Genomic DNA, 14,169 nt, shown 5'->3' on the forward strand with positions numbered 1-14,169 from the left:
CACCCCCAGCGGCGGTGCGGGCGTTCCGGCTTCGACCCGGGTGGACTTCGTAGCGCGAGGGGGGTTTTCCGGGGGTGTGCAGCCGGGCGCGGACCGCGGTCCGCGCCCGGTGCAGGTGGGATTTCATCGCCGCGGTGCTGAGCCCGAGCGCGCCGGCGACCGCCCGTCCCGGGTGCCCGAGGACATCGCGCATGACGAGCACGCGGCGCTGGACGTCCGGCAGCGCCCGGATGGCTTCGGCGACGCGCTCGGCTTCGAGCCGCCGGAGGACCTCGTCTTCGGCCGACGCGGCCAGGCCGGGGTCGGCGGCGTCCTCGAACAGCCGCCGGGCGCGGCGCAGGCACTCGTTCCGGACGATCCGGAACATCCACGACGCCAGCGCGGCCGAGGCCCGCAGGGAACCGATCTTGCGGTAGAGGACGAGCAGGGCCTCCTGCGCCGCGTCCTCGGCGTCCTGCGGCGACGCGCAGAGGTGGTCGGCGAAGCGCCGCACGTGCGGATGGGCCCCGTGCACGACCGCCGTGATCGACTCGAGGTCGCCACCCCGCGCCGCTTCGACGAGCCGCTCGCTGACCCAACCCATCGCATCTCTCCCTGTCGGTGTGACCACACCCCATAAGAGGCTCCGGCACCCCGAAAGGATTCACCACCGGTCCGGGACGGCGGTCCGGCGGCGGGTCTCGTCGCTCAGCGTGTCCGGGCCCGGGTGCTTCCGGACCGCCTCCCGCTCGCGGCGGGCAGCGCCGGTGGCGCGCCGTCGCTCCGGGAGGTCGCGTCGTCGCCTTTCCCGCCCTCCGCCCGGAAACGCCGAACATCGAAATCCCCGATTTCGTGATCAATGGACATCGTCACTTGTTCCCGTTACAACGCATAATTGAGGTTCACTCGATCGTGTGATACTGAAATTCTGGCTCTCGTGCTGGTTGGCCAAGAGTAATGGCGTCGGTAAGGTCGTCCCGTGGAGAGCAACCCGAATGGTTGACTATTTCGCCACTCGCCTTCCGTGATTCCGGAGCAGAAAGAAACAGCCTTGGATTTCGAAGCACTGGCCGGCGAGCTGCGGAACCTGCGGGAGAACGTCGCCGGGGTGACCGACACGGTGCTGGCCGCGGTCGACGGCATCCCGATCATCGCCGACGCCGCCGACGACATCGATCCGGCGAAGATCTCCGCGCTCGCCGCGGCCGATCTCGGGATCGCCCGGCAGGCCGCCGAAATCACCGGCAAGGGCACGCTCAACCAGACCGTGGTGTTCGGCAGCGAAGGCTACATGGCCGTCTACGCCATCGGGCGGCTGGCGCTGATGGTCGTGCTGGGCGACAAGGGCCTGAACGTCGGGCGCCTGCTGTTCGAAGCCCGGCCCGTCATCGAGCGGATCGGCTCGATCCTGGCCGCGTAGCACGCCGGCCGACCACCCGTTTCACCGAGAGGAAGCAGCACGATGATGAACATCGATACGGCACTCAAGGAAGCCATGTCGATCAGCGGCGCCGTCGGCGTCGCGCTGGTCGACTACGAAAGCGGGATGTCGCTGGGCACCAGCGGCGGCGGCGAATGGCTCGACCTGGAGGTCGCCGCGGCCGGGAACACCGAAGTGGTGCGGTCGAAACTGCGGGTGATGTCCTCGCTGGCGCTCAACGATTCCATCGAGGACATCCTGATCACCTTGCACCGCCAGTACCACCTGATCCGGCTGATGAATTCGGTGGGTTCCCGGAATTCGCTGTTCCTGTACCTGGTGCTGGACCGCGACCGGGCGAACCTGGCGCTGGCCCGGCACTACCTCAAACGCATCGAAACGGATTTGCAGGTGTAGCCCGGGATGACCGGAGGCGGCTCCCGCGCCGCACTCGTCGTCGGCTCGGCGTTCGTGCACGACATCGGTTCCCTGTTCCCCGTGACGATGAACCTCGCCGGTGAGGAGCTGGCGTTCACGTTCGTGTCGTCCTGCCCGTCACCCGACGCCGTCGCGGAGTGGGTCCGGCTGCGCTCGGGCACCGTCGTGGCCGGCCGGGTGCCGCGCTTCTTCGTCGACGCGAACGGGCGGCGGATCCGCGTCGAGCTGGCCGGATCGGCGATCCGCGCCCTGGTCGTCCTCGCCGACGAGGTGACCGCCGCACCGGCGTCCGTCCCGCAGCTCGGCCGCTGGCAGGACCAGATGCCCTGCCGCGTGCGGGGCGCGATGGACGAGCTCGCGCGGATGCTGTCGCGCTGCCACCACCGCGCGGGCGGCGCCGCGCCGCTGATCGACCTGGAACTGGCCTACCGGCCGGACCGCGAATACGAGACGCGGCTGGCCGGCGCGCACGAACGGGTGCGGGCCTACATCGCGCCGGTCCGCCCGGTGCTGGCCATGCGCTGGCGCTCGGCGACGGCGGCCCAGCGCAAGGCGTTCCTGGCGGAGATCCCGGACGATGCACCGGTCCGGGGCTGGCTCCGGCGGCGCCGGACCACGCGGATCATGGGAATGGAGGTGGAGGTCTCACCCTGACCGGCGCCCCTCGGGGCAGCACCGCACCGGCGGGGCGGCCGTCCTGCGCCCCGCCGGCGGACCGGTCACCGCAGCTTGCCGAAGAACGCCCGGACGTCGCCCACCAGCAGATCGGGTGCCTCCATCGCCGCGAAGTGGCCGCCCCGGCCGAACTCGGACCAGTGGACGATGGTGTGCTCGCGGTCCAGCGCGCCGCGGATCGACACGTCCAGCGGGAACACCGCGACCCCGGTCGGCACCGGAGACCGCTCGCTCGCGCCCCACGCGCCCGCGTGCGCGGTCTCGTAGTAGCAGTTGGCCGACGACCCGCCGGTGCCGGTCAGCCAGTAGAGCATCACGTTGGTGAGCAACAGGTCGCGGTCCACCGCGTCCTCCGGGAGCTCGGCGGCCGGGTCGGTCCACTCCTTGAACTTCTCCACGATCCAGGCCAGCTGCCCCACCGGGGAATCGTGCAGCCCGTGCGCCAGCGTCTGCGGCCGGGTCGTCTGCATCGCCACGTACCCGGACTGTTCGGTCCGCAGGTACGCGAAGTGCTCCAGCCGCGCCTTCTCGGCCTCGGTCAGCTCGGCGCCGTCGTCCGGCGCGCCGAACGCGGCGAGCCCGTTGGCGTGCACGCCAACGACCTTGTCCGGGGCGAGCCGGCCGAGGCCCGGGCCGACGACGGCGCCGGTGTCGCCGCCCTGCGCGCCGTAGCGGTCGTAGCCGAGCCGGTGCATCAGCTCGGCGAACGCGCGGGTGATCCGGCCGGTGTCCCAGCCCGTCTCGCGGGTCGGCCCGGAGAAGGCGGTGCCGGGGATCGAGGGGATCACCAGGTGGAACGCGTCCGCCGGGTCACCTCCGTGGGCGCGCGGGTCGGTCAGCGGGCCGATCACGTTCAGGAACTCGACGATCGAACCGGGCCAGCCGTGGATCAGGATCAGCGGCAGGGCGTCCGGCTCGGGGGAGCGGACGTGCAGGAAGTGGATGTCCTGCCCGTCGATCTCGGTGACGAACTGGGGAAACGCGTTCAGCTTCCGCTCGTGGGCGCGCCAGTCGTAGCCGTCGCGCCAGTACCCGGCCAGCTCCTTGAGGTAGCTCACCGGTACCCCGCGGCTCCAGCCCGCGCCGGGCAGGTCCGCCGCCCACCGGGTGCGGGTGAGCCGGTCGCGCAGGTCGTCCAGGTCGGCCTGGGGGACGTCGATGGTGAAGGGCCGGATCTCTTCGTTGTTCCGCATGCCTCCAACCTAGGAGCCGGTTAGGTCAGCTCCGGTCCTAGGCGAAGAGCAGAATGAGCCGCATGCGGGAAACCTCGGCACGGCTGCTGCGGCTGCTTTCGCTCCTGCAGACCCGGCGCGACCGGTCCGGAGCGGAACTGGCCGAACGCCTCGACATCACCCCGCGGACCGTGCGCCGCGACATCGAACGGCTGCGCGCGCTCGGCTACCCGGTGCTGGCCACCGCGGGCACCGCCGGCTACCGGCTGGGCGCCGGCGCGGACCTGCCGCCGCTGCTGCTCGACGACGACGAAGCCGTCGCCGTCGCGATGGGCCTGCGCACCGCTGCGGGCGGGTCGATCACCGGCATCGAGGAGACGTCGGTGCGCGCGCTGGCCAAGCTCGAACAGGTGCTGCCGTCCCGGCTGCGCCACCGGATCAACGCCCTGCGGTCGGCGACGGTGCCGCTGGCCGGCACCGGCCCCACCGCCGACCCGGACACCCTCACCGCCATCGCCGCCGCCGTCCGCGACTCGGTGCGGCTGCGCTTCGGCTACCGCGCCCACGACGGCACCGAGAGCGTCCGCACGACGGAGCCGCACCGGCTGGTGCACACCGGACGGCGCTGGTACCTCGTCGCCTGGGACGTCGACCGCGCGGACTGGCGCACCTACCGCGTCGACCGCCTCGAACCCCGCACGCCCACCGGGCCGCGGTTCACCCCGCGCACGCCGCCCGCCCCCGATCTCGGCGGCTACACCTCGCGGGCGATCTCGACGTCGGCCTACCGCTACCAGGGCCGGTTCACCCTGCACGTCAGCGCCGAGACCGCGGCCGAGCGGATCGCCCCCACCACCGCGGCGCTGGAACCGATCGACGAGCACAGCTGCACCCTGCGCGCCGGCTCCGACTCGCTCGACGAGCTCGCGATCTACGTCGCCGGCAAGGGCTTCGACTTCCAGGTGCACGAGCCCCCGGAACTCGTCGACCACGTCCGTGCGCTGGCGGCGAGGTTCGGCAAGGCGGCCGGCTGAGCCGAGGTGACCGCGCCGCGCTCCCCGGGGCACCGATTCCTTCGGGGACCGCGCGGAGTCCATGTCTTCGGAAGCGGCGCAGGCGCCGGTGACCGGAGGCGAGGAGACACGAGTGCGCACCAGGACATCACCCACGCCGGTGGCCCCGGCCGCGGGACCGGCACAGCGAAGATGGGTGCTCGTCATCACCTCGGTGGCGTCGCTGATGGTCGTCCTCGACGCGCTGGTCGTGGCGACCGCCCTGCCGGCGATCAGGACCGGCCTCGGCGCGTCGGTCACCGAGCTCGAGTGGACGGTCAACGCCTACGGCCTGAGCTTCGCCGTCCTGCTCATGACGGCGGCGGCGGCCGGTGACCGCTGGGGGCGGCGCCGGGTCTTCGCGGCGGGGGTGACGCTGTTCGCGGCGGCGTCGCTGGTCTGCGCGGTCGCGCCCGGCGTGGCGGTCCTGATCGCCGGGCGGGTGCTGCAGGGCGCCGGGGCCGCGTTCGTCATGCCGCTCGCGCTCGCCCTGCTCGGGGCCGCCTTCCCGGCCGGGCTGCGGCCCAAGGCCCTCGGGGTGTTCGCGAGCGTGAGCGGGGTGGCGGTGCCCCTCGGGCCGCTGCTCGGCGGCGCGGTCGTGGAAGGCATCTCGTGGCCGTGGATCTTCTGGATCAACGTCCCGATCGGGGCGGCGTTGGCGTACTTCGCGCTGACCCGGGTCGAGGAGAGCCACGGCCCGGACCCGGCCCTCGACGTCCCGGGCCTGGTGCTGGCCGGCGCCGGCTCCTTCGGGGTGGTGTGGGGCCTGGTCCAGGGCAACTCGGCCGGCTGGAGCAGCGTGGCCGTGCTGGGGCCGCTGGTGGCCGGGCTGGTGGCGCTCGGCGCATTCGTGGCGTGGCAGCGACGAGCCGCCCACCCGATGCTGCCGCTGCACCTGTTCCGGTCCCGCCGGTTCGCCGCCGGCAACGCCGTGATCTTCTTCCACTGGGCGTCCGCGCTGGGTGCGGTGTTCTTCATGGCCCAATTCCTGCAGGAGGGGCTGGGGTACGGGCCGCTGGCCGCCGGGCTCGGGCTGGCGCCGTGGGGACTGACGACGACGGTCGTCCCGCAGCTGGCGGGCCGGCTGGCCGGCCGGTTCGGCGAGCGGCCGTTCATCGTGGCGGGACTGGGGCTGCACGCCCTCGCCATGGGGTGGATCGCCCTGGTCGCCGGGCCCGGAATCGGCTATGGCGTGATCGTCGTGCCGCTCGTGCTGTCCGGCACGGGGATCGCGATGTGCCTGCCCGCCGCGCAGAGCGCGGTGCTGACGTCCGTCGCGCCGCGGTTCCTCGGCAAGGCCTCCGGCGCCTTCAGCGCGATGCGGCAGCTCGGCGGGGCGTTCGGCGTGGCGCTCCTGGTGGCCGCGTTCTCGCTGACCGGCAGCTACGCGTCGAGGGCCGAGTTTTCCGCCGGGTTCACGGCGGCCGCCGTGGGCAGCGCCGTGCTCGCCGCGGCCGGCGCGCTGGCCGGTTCCGTCATTCCCCGCCGTGAAACGAAGGAGTAGAGCCATGTCCGAGCCGAAAGCCGTTCTGTTGCGCGAACTGCACCACGGGAAGCTGCTGGTGCTGCCGAACGCGTGGGACGAGGCGAGCGCGGAACTCGTCGTCCACATGGGATTCCCGGTCGTGGCGACGTCCAGCGCCGCGGTGGCCGGTGCGCTGGGGCACGAAGACGGCGAACGGGCGCCGTGGCGCGAGATGTTCGCCGCCGTGGCGCGGATCGCCCGCGCGGTGCCGGTTCCGGTGACGGTGGACGCCGAGGCGGGCTACGGCCTGGAGCCGGACCAGCTCGTGGCCGAGCTGCTGGCCGCCGGGGCCGTGGGCTGCAACCTCGAAGACACCGACCACCGGGCCGGGGGACTGGTGCCCGCGGCGGCCCAGGCTGACCGGCTGGCCGCGATCCGCGCGGCGGCCGGGGAGTCCTTGGTGCTCAACGCGCGGATCGACACTTTCCTGCCGCCGAGCGGGTTTTCGGGAGCCGAGCGGACGGACGAGGCGATCCGGCGCGGGCGGCTGTATCGCGAGGCCGGAGCGGATTGTGTCTACCCGATCGGTATTTCGACCGCGGCCGACCTCGGGAAGGTGGTCGCCGGCGTGCCCGGGCCGGTCAACGGGAACACAGGCGCGGAGCTGGATTTGGCCACCCTGGCGGCGCTGGGGGTCGCCAGGGTGTCCTTCGGACCGCGGTTCTACCGCGTGGGGATGGCGGCGATGCGCGGCGGGCTCGAAGAGCTGCGCCGCGCGGCGGGGATGGAGGTACCCGGTGCCCGGGCCACCGGCCGATGAGGCGATGCTCGCCGCCGCGCTCGAGCACGCCGTCGCGTCGGCGGCCGGGGTCGGTCTCGCCGATCTCGGCCGGCCCTCGGCCTGCGACGGCTGGACCGTCGCCGACGCGCTTGCCCACCTCACGGGGTCCCTCCGCTGCGTGGCCACCGCACTCGCGTCCGGCGTCGTGCCGCCGGAGACACCGGCGCGGACCGGACCGGTCACCGCCCGGTGCCTCCGGCGCGATCTCGGCGACGCCGCGGCCGCGCTCACGGCCGCGGCAAGGGATCTTCGCGGCCGGCGCGCGGTCGCCGTCGACGGGCTGGCGCTGCCGTGTCACCAGCTGATCGTCGTGGGCGCCATCGAAGCCGCCGTCCACGGCTGGGACGCCGACCCGGCCCGGCCGATCCCCGGCGAGCTCGCCACCCGGTTGCTCGCCGAACTGCCGTCGGTGCTCGACGGCGGCACGCGCCGGGGGGTGTTCGCCGAGCCCGTCACCCTGCCGCCGGGGCGTCCTCCCGGTGTCCGGCTGCTCGCCGCCCTCGGGCGGGATGATCGACGATGTCCATGACGAACGAGGAGCGTGTGGTGTCTTCCGAGGAGCGGCTGCGGGACGAGTTCGGCTCGCTGCGCCCGGCGCTGGTCGCGCACTGCTACCGAATGACCGGGTCCTACCAGGACGCCGAAGACGTCGTCCAGGAGACCTACCTCAAGGCCGCCCGGGGCGTGGACGCCTTCGAAGGGCGGTCGTCCCTCAAGACGTGGCTCTACCGGATCGCCACCAACACCTGCCTCACCGAGCTGAACCACCGCAGCCGGCGGGTGCTGCCCGCCGGGCTCGGCGCACCGTCCGACGATCCGGGGGCGCGGGTCTTCGCCGACGACTCGGTCGCGTGGCTCGGGCCGCTGCCCGACGCCGTGCTCGGCGATCCGGGGGAGGTCGTGGTGCGGCGCGAGTCGGTCCGGCTGGCGCTGGTCGCGGCCCTGCAGCACCTCCCGGCGCGGCAGCGCGCCGCGTTCCTGCTGCGCGAAGTCCTCTCGTGGTCGGCCGCCGAAATCGCGGACGTCCTCGGCATCAGCGTGCCCGCGGTGAAGAGCCTCCTGCAGCGGGCCCGCGTCCGGCTCGACGAACTGGACCTCGACGGCCGGCCGGAGCCGCCCGGCCCGCAGGACGAGCGCGCGCTGCTCGACCGCTACATCGCGGCGTTCGAGGCCGAGGACACCGCGGCGCTGCGCACCGTCATCCAGGACGACTTCAGCCTCGAAGCGGTGCCGCACCCGGTCTGGTTCCGCGGCGTGGCCGTGTGCCTGCCGTTCCTGGAGCGGGCCTTCACCGCCCCGGGCGGCGCGGCCCGGCTGCTGCCCACCCGAGCCAACGGCCAGCCCGCCGCGGGCAGCTACCGTCCCGACGCCACGGGCGTCCGGCGCGCCGACGGACTGTGGGTGTTCACGGTGACCGACGGCCGCTTTTCCCGGGCGGTCAAGTTCCACGACCCCCGGCTGGTGACGGCGGCCGGGTTGCCCGGCCGGCTCTAGTGGGCGAGCAGCTTCACGCCCACGACGGCGAGGGCGATCGCCACCTCGACGACGAAGAGCAGCAGCTTGACCGGCCACCGGACGGCCGTGCGCCGCGTCGCGAGCAGGGCCAGTACGGCGATCGTGAGCACGAGCGACAGGGCGGCGAGCCACAGCGCGGTGCTCAGCGGCAGCCAGCCCAGTGCCGCGGCACCGACGCTGAGCAGCGGCAGCAGGGCGGTTTCCAGGACGTGGCTCGCCGCCTTGAGGATGTGGCGCAGATCGGGGCCGCGGGGAAACCGGCCATGGGCGATGCGGTGGGCGCTCACGTCCGCGAACCCGCCCGCCAGGCAGAGCGCGCCCATGGCGGACGCGATGTCCGCGACGGCCTCCGGCGCCGATGTCTCGTTCGCGTAGCTCACCAGGACCAGCACGGTCGACAGGCCGACCAGCGTCGCATACACACGTTCCCGCAGGGCGGACACGACGGCTTGGCTCATGGTGAGGAACCTTAAACGGCCTTGCGCTCCTTGATCCGGCGGACCACGAACAGTCCGATCGCGACGATGACGATCGCCAGGACGGCGTACTGGAAGAACCCGGCGTACCGCTCGACCAGCGGCCAGTTCTCGCCGAGCAGGTAGCCCGCGACGACGAACCCGGTGTTCCAGATCAGGCTGCCCGCCGTGGTGTAGAGCAGGAACCGCCCGAACGGCATCCGTTCGACCCCGGCGGGAACGGAGATGAAGCTCCGGAAGACCGGGATCATCCGGCCGAAGAAGACGGCCTTGCCGCCGTGGCGGGCGAACCAGGCGGCGGTGCGGTCGAAGTCGGCGGCCTTGACCAGTGGGAGCCGGCCGACGAGCCGGCGCGTGCGGTCGTGCCCGAGCCGCAGGCCCAGCAGGTAGACGACGACGGCACCGGCCACGGACCCGAGGGTGGTCCAGAAGAGGGCGCCGCCGAGCGTGAAGGCACCCTGCCCGGCGGCGAACCCGGCGAGCGGCAGGACGAGCTCGCTGGGCAGGGGCGGGAAGAGGTTGTCCAGCCCGACGACGAGGGCGGCGCCGGGACCCCCGAGCGACTCCATCAGCCCGACGGCCCACCCGGCCACCCCGGTCGGTTCTCCGGTGGTGGCCGGGACGGTGGCGGCGCCCGTCATGAGCCGGCGCAGGCCTTGGTCAGGGCCGCCACCTGGTCCGCCTTCTTCTGCACCCAGGCCGCCGGGGTCTTCACCAGCTCGTCGGCCGTCGTCTCGCGCAACGTCGTCGCCAAGCCGGTGATCGCTTCGGCCGCCGTGGTGTTCGCCGCCTTCGCGGCCAGCCCCGTCAGCTCGTCCGCCGCCGCGTGGGCCCGGTCGGCCGCCGCCTGGGGGTTCGTCAGGTCCGGGTTCGCCGTGGCGATCCGGACCGCGTCCGCGCAGACCGCGGCCGTCGAGGCCGCGTTGCCCACCTGGCCGGCCGTCTCGGCCACGCCGCAGCCCGTCAGGGTCAGCAGGAGACCTCCGGCGAGGACCGTTGTCTTGAGGCGCATGGTCATTCCTTTCGGGAGACAGCGGAGGTTCGGAGCAGGCTGGCGGTGACCGCCGTCGCGAGGATGGCGCCGACCACGCCCAGCGAGAGCACCGTCGGGATCTTCCAGACGTCCAGCAGCAGCATCTTCACACCGACCCAGACCAGCACCAGCGCCAAGCCGAGCTTCAGGTACACGAACCGGTGCATCACGTCGGCGAGCAGGAAGTACATCGCCCGCAGGCCGAGGACCGCGAAGGCGTTCGACGTGAACACCAGGAACGGTTCCTGGGTGACGGCGAAGATCGCCGGGATCGAGTCGACCGCGAAGACGACGTCGGTGACCTCGATCAGCACCAGGACCGCCAGCAGCGGCGTGGCGACCCAGCGGCCGGCCTGCCGGACCAGGAACTTCCCGCCGTGGTCGCCGTCGGTGGACGGGACGAGCCGGCGGAACGCCCGCAGCACCCGGTTCTGCTCGTAGTCGACCGTCTCGTCCCGGTGCAGCGCCATCCGCACGCCGGTGATGACGAGGAAAGCGCCGAAGACGTAGAGGATCCAGGCGAAGCTCGCGATCAGCACCGAGCCCGCGGCGATGAACACCGCCCGGAACACCAGGGCACCCACCACGCCGTAGAACAGGATGCGTGCTGGTACTCGCGGGGGACCGCGAAGTAGCCGAAGATGATCGCGAACACGAAGACGTTGTCGACCGCCAGGGACTTCTCGATGACGTAGCCGGCGAAGTACTGGCCCGCGAACTCCGCGCCCCAGACCCACCAGACCACGGCGCCGAAGGCGAGCCCGAGCACCACCCACGCGCCGGACCAGGCCAGCGCCGACCGGACGCCGACGACGGGTGTCTTGCGGTGGGCGGCCAGGTCGATCGCGAGCATGGCCAGGATGACGCCGAGCACGGCGGCCCAGGCCCAGATCGGGACGGTCACGAGACACTCCTCCGGTTCGGTGACGAACCGGAGGTCTCCCCGGTCACCTGACGGTGACGCCGGCACCGGGCTGCTCAGGGGCAGCCGGATTGACGATGCCGGACCGGGCGGGTACTCCCCTCCGTGACTCCAGAATGACGAACTGGACTTCGTCTGTCAAGTTCGGACGTCTACTGTGGCCGGTATGGCTTCGTGGACGTTCCTCAGCAACCACGCGCACGTCCTGCTGTGCGTGGCCGCGGATCCCGACCGGACGCTGCACGACATCGCCGAGCGGGTGGGCATCACCGAACGCGGGGTGCAGCTGATCCTCGCGGACCTGATCGCGGAGGGCTACCTCGAGCGCGAGCGCGTCGGACGGCGCAACCACTACAAGATCCACCCGGAAGGCCGGCTGCGCCACCCGCTGGAGGCGCACCACCGGGTGGCCGACCTGGTCGCGGCGCTCGGCCTCGATCCCGGCGAACTCCCGGCACCCGACGCGGCGATCACCCGGCGGCGAGGAGCGGCAGGCTGATCGCCTACCCGAGCCGAGCCGGCGGCACGAACCAGGCCGCGGAGTCGCCCGCCACCCCACCGGCCCCGTCGCCGCCGAGCAGTACCGCACCCCAGCCGCCGGGCGCCGCGAACGGCGTGCTCCCGGTGTTGACCACGCACACCAGCCCGCCGTGCCGGAACGCCAGCACCGCGTCGTCGCCGGTGTCGAGCCACTCCACCGGGCCCGGTGTGCCCGACCGCAGCTCCCGCCGGGCGCGGACGGCGCGGCGGTACAGCTGCAGCATCGAGGCCTCGTCCTGCTCCTGCACGTCCACCGCGTACCGGCCGAACCACGGCGGCTGCGGCAACCACGGCACCCCCGTGCCGAACCCGAACGCCGGGGCGTCCGCCACCCACGGCAGCGGGACCCGGCAGCCGTCGCGGCCCTTCTCCCGGCCTCCGGTGCGGTGGAACACCGGGTCTTGGCGGGCTTCGTCGGGCAGGTCCTGGACCTCCGGCAAGCCGAGTTCTTCGCCCTGGTACAGGAACACCGAGCCGGGCAGGGCCAGCACCAGGAGCAGTGCCGCCCGGGCCCGGCGCTCGCCGAGTTCCGCGTCGACTTCGCCGCGGGGGCGCATCAGGGCCGCGAAGGCGTCGTTGCTCGCCGGGGCGGCCTCGGGGCGGACGATGCCGTAGCGCGTGACCGCCCGGTGGACGTCGTGGTTGGCCAGCGTCCACGCCGCCGGGGCGCCGTGCACCGCGGTGCGGGCCGTGGCGCGTTCGATGGCCCCGCGCAGGGCGCGCGCCTCCCACGGCTGGACGAGCAGGTCGAACGAGAACGCCTGGTGCAGCTCGTCCGGGCGCAGGTAGCGGTCCAGGTCGGCCGGGTCCGGGACCCAGACCTCGCCGACCAGCAGCAGGTCGCGCTCGCGGCCGTAGCCGGCGGCGAGGGCGTGCCAGCGCCGGAAGATGTCGTGCACCTCCGGCCGGTTCCAGCTGTAGGCGTTGTAGCCGCCGTCGGCCGGGTCCCAGTCGCGCAGGGCGGCGTCCTTGACCAGGCCGTGGCACACGTCGATGCGGAACCCGTCCACGCCGCGGTCGAACCAGAACCGCAGGACGTCGTCGAAGTAGGCCAGGACTTCCGGGTTGCGCCAGTCGAAGTCCGGCTGCTCGCGGGTGAACAGGTGCAGGTACCACTGCCCGGGCGTGCCGTCGGGTTCGGTGACCCGGGTCCACGCGGGCCCGCCGAAGACCGACTGCCAGTTGTTGGGCGGCTCGTCGCCCCGGCCGTCACGGAAGACGAACCGCGCGCGCTCGGGGGAGCCGGGGCCGGCGGCCAGGGCCGCGGTGAACCAGGGGTGGCGCTCCGAGCAGTGGTTGGGCACCAGGTCCATGAGGATCCGCAGGCCGCGGGCGTGCGCCTCGGAGACCAGGCGGTCGAACGTCTCGAGGCTGCCGTACTCCGGGTTGATGCCGTGGTAGTCGGCGATGTCGTAGCCGTGATCGGCCTGCGGCGAGGGGTAGCAGGGGTTCAGCCAGATCGCGTCGGCGCCGAGCCCGGCGATGTGGCCGAGCCGCCGGATCACCCCGCCGAGGTCACCGACCCCGTCGCCGTCGCTGTCGGCGAAGGAACGGACGTAGAGCTGGTACACCACCGCGTCGTCCCAGAACGAGCGCGGGCGGGAGGAAGTCGAAGACACCTCGGGATCTTCGCACGCGTGCCCCAGTGCGGATGGTTGACTGGAAGCATGCCGGTGGGGACGCACGAGGTCGAGGTGTTCGAGGGGGCCAGGGGGAGGCTGGAGGCCATCGCCTACCGCCTGCTTGGGTCGGCCGGCGACGCCGAGGACGCCGTTCAGGACACGTTCCTGCGCTGGCAGTCCGCGGACCGGGAGCGCATCGAGACGCCCGAAGCGTGGCTGACCAAGGTGCTCACCAACCTCTGCCTCAACCGGCTCACCTCGGCCCGGGCCCGGCGGGAGACCTACGTCGGCCAGTGGCTGCCCGAACCGGTCTTCGCCGGGGACCGGATGCTCGGTCCCTCCGAGACCGTCGAACAACGTGAATCGGTCTCCATCGCGATGCTCACGCTGATGGAGCGGCTGTCGGCCAAGGAACGCGTCGTGTACGTGCTGCGCGAGGCGTTCGGGTACTCGCACGCCGAGATCGCGGAGGTGCTCGACCTCACCGAGCCGAACTGCCAGCAGATCCACCGGCGGGCCAAGCAGCACCTGGCCGCCGACCGGCGCCGGGTCGAGGTCGACGCCACCGCCGCCCGCAAGATCGTCGAGGAGTTCCTCGCCGCGGCCCTCAGCGGCCGGACCGACGCGCTGGTGAAGCTGCTGGCCGACGACGCGATCCACGCGGGTGACGGTGGTGGCGTGGTCTTCTCGTTGCCGTTGCCGATCACCGGTGCGGTGCGGGTGGCGCGGTTCCTGCGCGGGCTGTTCGAGCCCAACCCCGCCAGGTGGGCGATGATCGGCGGCCGGCCCCTCCTGTTCCCCGGGGTCGCCAACGGCGTGCCCGCGTTGGTGCTGGTGGTCGATGACCGGGTCGCCGCCGTCGTCTCGCTGGAGGTGACCGCAGACGGCATCGCGGCCGTCCACACCCAGGCGAACCCCGGCAAGCTCGAGCGCGCGACGCGCCACTGGGCCACCGGCGACCACGGGGAACCGTTCGCCGACCCCTGGTGACTCAGGTCACACCCCGCAGCTGTCAGGTT

Annotated in this window: 16 protein-coding genes and 1 pseudogene; 10 read left to right on the plus strand and 7 right to left on the minus strand. The window is 72.8% G+C overall.

The genetic code is table 11. The features are described 5' to 3' along the window. Positions 1-583, minus strand: a 583-nt coding sequence (locus ACFVYA_RS21795) for an RNA polymerase sigma factor (RefSeq protein WP_387047411.1), incomplete at its 3' end; no start/stop codon positions are given. Between the two features lie 447 nt (positions 584-1,030). Here ACFVYA_RS21795 and ACFVYA_RS21800 point away from each other — a divergent pair. The 3 genes from ACFVYA_RS21800 to ACFVYA_RS21810 are packed head-to-tail and all read left to right on the plus strand — an operon-like array spanning position 1,031 to position 2,491. After that, positions 1,031-1,399, plus strand: coding sequence for a roadblock/LC7 domain-containing protein (locus ACFVYA_RS21800; protein ID WP_387047413.1), 369 nt, complete (start codon positions 1,031-1,033; stop codon positions 1,397-1,399). A 45-nt stretch (positions 1,400-1,444) separates the two neighbouring features. Next, positions 1,445-1,816, plus strand: a complete 372-nt coding sequence (locus ACFVYA_RS21805) for a hypothetical protein (protein WP_285993770.1) — start codon at positions 1,445-1,447, stop codon at positions 1,814-1,816. 6 nt (positions 1,817-1,822) lie between these two features. Continuing rightward, positions 1,823-2,491 (plus strand): hypothetical protein, encoded by a 669-nt coding sequence (locus tag ACFVYA_RS21810; RefSeq protein WP_387047414.1) that lies wholly within the window; start codon positions 1,823-1,825, stop codon positions 2,489-2,491. A 65-nt stretch (positions 2,492-2,556) separates the two neighbouring features. Here ACFVYA_RS21810 and ACFVYA_RS21815 read toward each other — a convergent pair whose 3' ends face one another. After that, positions 2,557-3,705: an epoxide hydrolase family protein gene (locus tag ACFVYA_RS21815; protein ID WP_387047415.1), complete on the minus strand. Its 1,149-nt coding sequence runs from the start codon at positions 3,703-3,705 to the stop codon at positions 2,557-2,559. A 62-nt stretch (positions 3,706-3,767) separates the two neighbouring features. On the opposite strand from ACFVYA_RS21815, the gene ACFVYA_RS21820 reads away from it, so the two are divergent. The 5 genes from ACFVYA_RS21820 (at position 3,768) to ACFVYA_RS21840 (ending at position 8,536) form a co-directional block, all read left to right on the plus strand. Continuing rightward, on the plus strand, positions 3,768-4,718 hold the full coding sequence (locus tag ACFVYA_RS21820) for a YafY family protein (protein ID WP_285990425.1): 951 nt from the start codon (positions 3,768-3,770) through the stop codon (positions 4,716-4,718). A gap of 112 nt (positions 4,719-4,830) precedes the next feature. Then, a complete protein-coding gene (locus ACFVYA_RS21825) occupies positions 4,831-6,240 on the plus strand; it encodes a DHA2 family efflux MFS transporter permease subunit (RefSeq protein WP_387047418.1) in 1,410 nt (469 codons plus the stop codon). 4 nt (positions 6,241-6,244) lie between these two features. Continuing rightward, on the plus strand, positions 6,245-7,021 hold the full coding sequence (locus ACFVYA_RS21830; RefSeq protein WP_387047420.1) for an isocitrate lyase/phosphoenolpyruvate mutase family protein: 777 nt from the start codon (positions 6,245-6,247) through the stop codon (positions 7,019-7,021). Continuing rightward, on the plus strand, positions 6,999-7,571 hold the full coding sequence (locus ACFVYA_RS21835) for a maleylpyruvate isomerase family mycothiol-dependent enzyme (protein WP_387047421.1): 573 nt from the start codon (positions 6,999-7,001) through the stop codon (positions 7,569-7,571). The genes ACFVYA_RS21830 and ACFVYA_RS21835 overlap by 23 nt, the downstream gene beginning before the upstream one ends. Then, positions 7,568-8,536, plus strand: a complete 969-nt coding sequence (locus ACFVYA_RS21840) for an RNA polymerase subunit sigma-70 (protein WP_387047423.1) — start codon at positions 7,568-7,570, stop codon at positions 8,534-8,536. Before ACFVYA_RS21835 ends, ACFVYA_RS21840 begins: the two co-directional genes overlap by 4 nt. On the opposite strand, the gene ACFVYA_RS21845 is transcribed toward ACFVYA_RS21840, so the two are convergent. From ACFVYA_RS21845 to ACFVYA_RS21860, 4 genes and pseudogenes are all read right to left on the minus strand, one after another. Next, positions 8,533-9,015, minus strand: a complete 483-nt coding sequence (locus ACFVYA_RS21845) for a hypothetical protein (RefSeq protein ID WP_285990430.1) — start codon at positions 9,013-9,015, stop codon at positions 8,533-8,535. The two genes, ACFVYA_RS21840 and ACFVYA_RS21845, sit on opposite strands and share 4 nt — an antisense overlap. An 11-nt stretch (positions 9,016-9,026) precedes the next feature. After that, positions 9,027-9,674 (minus strand): DedA family protein, encoded by a 648-nt coding sequence (locus tag ACFVYA_RS21850; protein WP_387047424.1) that lies wholly within the window; start codon positions 9,672-9,674, stop codon positions 9,027-9,029. Next, positions 9,671-10,045, minus strand: coding sequence for a bacteriophage spanin2 family protein (locus ACFVYA_RS21855; RefSeq protein ID WP_387047425.1), 375 nt, complete (start codon positions 10,043-10,045; stop codon positions 9,671-9,673). The genes ACFVYA_RS21850 and ACFVYA_RS21855 overlap by 4 nt, the downstream gene beginning before the upstream one ends. Positions 10,046-10,047: 2 nt before the next feature. Further along, positions 10,048-10,970 (minus strand): annotated as a pseudogene (locus tag ACFVYA_RS21860) (TerC family protein). Between the two features lie 184 nt (positions 10,971-11,154). On the opposite strand from ACFVYA_RS21860, the gene ACFVYA_RS21865 reads away from it, so the two are divergent. Continuing rightward, complete coding sequence (locus tag ACFVYA_RS21865; RefSeq protein ID WP_285990434.1) at positions 11,155-11,487, plus strand: winged helix-turn-helix domain-containing protein; 333 nt, start codon at positions 11,155-11,157, stop codon at positions 11,485-11,487. 4 nt (positions 11,488-11,491) lie between these two features. Here the strand turns inward: ACFVYA_RS21865 and ACFVYA_RS21870 are convergent, their stop codons facing one another. Next, positions 11,492-13,147, minus strand: coding sequence for a glycoside hydrolase family 13 protein (locus ACFVYA_RS21870; protein ID WP_387047427.1), 1,656 nt, complete (start codon positions 13,145-13,147; stop codon positions 11,492-11,494). A 48-nt stretch (positions 13,148-13,195) separates the two neighbouring features. Between ACFVYA_RS21870 and ACFVYA_RS21875 the strand changes: the two genes are divergently transcribed. Continuing rightward, positions 13,196-14,140, plus strand: coding sequence for an RNA polymerase sigma-70 factor (locus ACFVYA_RS21875; protein ID WP_387047428.1), 945 nt, complete (start codon positions 13,196-13,198; stop codon positions 14,138-14,140). The last annotated feature ends 29 nt before the right edge of the window (positions 14,141-14,169 follow it).

This window comes from Amycolatopsis sp. NPDC058278 (assembly GCF_042881395.1).
Taxonomy (GTDB): Bacteria; Actinomycetota; Actinomycetes; order Mycobacteriales; family Pseudonocardiaceae; genus Amycolatopsis.

Excerpts from the sequence above, each read along its gene's own strand:
- ACFVYA_RS21865 (WP_285990434.1), top strand. The coding sequence starts at position 11,155 with ATGGCTTCGTGGACGTTCCTCAGCAACCACGCGCACGTCCTGCTGTGC.
- ACFVYA_RS21840 (WP_387047423.1), top strand. The coding sequence starts at position 7,568 with ATGACGAACGAGGAGCGTGTGGTGTCTTCCGAGGAGCGGCTGCGGGAC.
- ACFVYA_RS21805 (WP_285993770.1), top strand. The coding sequence starts at position 1,445 with ATGAACATCGATACGGCACTCAAGGAAGCCATGTCGATCAGCGGCGCC.
- ACFVYA_RS21830 (WP_387047420.1), top strand. The coding sequence starts at position 6,245 with ATGTCCGAGCCGAAAGCCGTTCTGTTGCGCGAACTGCACCACGGGAAG.
- ACFVYA_RS21810 (WP_387047414.1), top strand. The coding sequence starts at position 1,823 with ATGACCGGAGGCGGCTCCCGCGCCGCACTCGTCGTCGGCTCGGCGTTC.
- ACFVYA_RS21815 (WP_387047415.1), bottom strand. The coding sequence starts at position 3,705 with ATGCGGAACAACGAAGAGATCCGGCCCTTCACCATCGACGTCCCCCAG.
- ACFVYA_RS21850 (WP_387047424.1), bottom strand. The coding sequence starts at position 9,674 with ATGACGGGCGCCGCCACCGTCCCGGCCACCACCGGAGAACCGACCGGG.
- ACFVYA_RS21845 (WP_285990430.1), bottom strand. The coding sequence starts at position 9,015 with ATGAGCCAAGCCGTCGTGTCCGCCCTGCGGGAACGTGTGTATGCGACG.
- ACFVYA_RS21875 (WP_387047428.1), top strand. The coding sequence starts at position 13,196 with ATGCCGGTGGGGACGCACGAGGTCGAGGTGTTCGAGGGGGCCAGGGGG.
- ACFVYA_RS21855 (WP_387047425.1), bottom strand. The coding sequence starts at position 10,045 with ATGCGCCTCAAGACAACGGTCCTCGCCGGAGGTCTCCTGCTGACCCTG.
- ACFVYA_RS21820 (WP_285990425.1), top strand. The coding sequence starts at position 3,768 with ATGCGGGAAACCTCGGCACGGCTGCTGCGGCTGCTTTCGCTCCTGCAG.